The 1,447-nt window shown below is 42.0% G+C and carries 1 protein-coding gene; it reads right to left on the bottom strand.

Going from position 1 to position 1,447, the window contains the following annotated elements:
* Positions 1–1,447 (bottom strand): phage tail spike protein (locus ACYSNU_RS18875; RefSeq protein WP_461738612.1); only part of this gene is annotated, 1,447 nt, incomplete at both ends.

The raw sequence follows: 1,447 nt of genomic DNA on the forward strand, positions 1-1,447 counted from the left end.
CTGCGTAAGCAATATGGGTGTATTGAGTTTTCCCATCAGCACCCGTAGGACCACGGACTCCTTGCGTTCCTTGAGGACCCTGTAAGCCTTGAATACCTTGGTCGCCTCGGTCTCCCTTGTCCCCTTTTTCTCCATCTTTACCATCGGAAACGTTGCTGACAGTGACTTCTGCACTACCTACGACTTTTCCATCGGTATTGACTGCGTCGAAACGATACACAGACTTATCGGCGACACTCGTTGCAAGAATCGTCATTTCCTTGCCTGTGGCCACTACTGCACCATCTTTAAACCAATTAATGACAAACTGGTCTGTTTTGTCAGCCCCAACGTCTCTCGCACTTGCTTCTAACGTCGTCGCCCCTTCGTTGTTTTTGAAGACTACGCCGTTGTCCGAAATAATCGTACATGTATAGGTTTTGTTTGCTTCAAGCAGTTCTTGCATCCGGGCTAATAAGGAGGTATCCACTTCCGATTGTAGAATTTCTACGTTGGTAAAGGTACTCGTGTTCCGGCTAGGTTCATCAAAATAAATATCTTGTTCACTGATGCGGGCAGAAAGGTTTAACGTAGGTATATATCCGGTATTTTGAACAAGAATACTGTCCCCGATATTCAAATCCTCATAGGCTTTAATGGTGACGGTTGTTTCTATTTGAGACAACTTTTTCAGTTCCGCTAATGCTTGACCAGCTAAAACGGTATCGCTAGTGGTGTCATAAGACCATTTTTTTAAGGTGTAACCCTCGCCACCAATCTTTGAAATAAATTGATTTCTTACTTGTACAGCTCGAATATACGGACTTCCTTTTTCACTTTGAAATAGGATATTACCATTCTTATCACGTTCATCAATGATAACATTTGCAATTGTCAATCCGTCTGTGCCAGTTGGCTGAATAGCCGTTTTCAAATTATCAATGTTTTCTTTGATTTCGACAGTTTCAACATTGTTGCCATATTCGAGTAGCACATCCGTGCGATTTTCACCGATGCCTTGATGCTGGTCATCATGCTGTAAATAAGCGTTCAGCACGATTTTTTCAAGTCCCCAGTGTTTATTTAACACTGTGACAAATTCAAGCTCCGCACTAAACTTGTTGGCTAAACTAAATAAACGAGCAAGAATGCTCGTTTCTTCACCGTCCCACTCAGCCGTGATTTTCTTATCCGCTACTTCGTTGACACCCATTTCAATTGGATTGTCACCAGAAAAAAGAAATACTTTGAGGTATTCTTCTAACGACATCGGCGCACTCGCTTTATAACTACCGCTGTCTTCATTTCGAAGTTCAAGCGTTAAGCTATCTGCTTTAATCTCAATTTTCTGCTCATTCTTCACCATGTCCGTGATGTCGAAATGATACTGATTGGATTTATAGACAAAAGACAGTTTGTTTCCCACTTTGAAAAAAGGGGCTATCTCTGCTGTTTGGAGAACAGAACA

This window comes from Enterococcus sp. LJL120, assembly GCF_054871765.1.